Annotated in this window: 1 protein-coding gene; it reads left to right on the forward strand. The window is 34.0% G+C overall.

Annotated elements, in window-relative coordinates:
* A partial coding sequence (locus tag CN288_RS28010) for a thiol-activated cytolysin family protein (RefSeq protein ID WP_176527766.1) occupies positions 1-586 on the forward strand: 586 nt, incomplete at both ends.

A 586-nucleotide genomic window follows, 5' to 3' on the forward strand; every position in this document is an offset into this window, starting at 1 on the left:
GAACTACCTAACAATCCATCAGATCTTTTTGATAATAGTGTTACTTTTCCAGAGTTAACTCGTAAAGGGGTAAGTAATACGGCTCCGCCTGTTATGGTGTCAAATGTAGCTTATGGTAGAACAGTTTATGTGAAATTAGAAACATCATCTAAGAGCAAAGATGTACAAACTGCTTTTAAAGCCTTAATTAAGGGGCAAGGCGTTGAAGCGAGTGGACAGTACAAAGATATTTTTGAAGACAGTACCTTTACCGCTGTAGTATTAGGTGGAGATGCAAAAGAGCATAACAAAGTTGTTACAAAAGATTTTAATGAAATACGAAATATCATTAAAGATAATGCAGAATTAAGTTCTAAAAATCCAGCATATCCAATTTCATATACAAGCACTTTCTTAAAAGATAACGCAACTGCTGCTGTTCATAACAATACAGATTATATTGAGACTACAACTACAGAATATTCTCGTGCTAAAATGACACTTGATCATACTGGTGGATATGTTGCTCAATTTGATGTATCTTGGGATGAATTCTCATATGATAAAAATGGTAAAGAAGTACTAACCCATAAAACTTGGGAAGGAA

This window comes from Bacillus sp. AFS023182, from assembly GCF_002560575.1.
In the GTDB taxonomy this organism is placed as follows: Bacteria; Bacillota; Bacilli; order Bacillales; family Bacillaceae_G; genus Bacillus_A; species Bacillus_A arachidis.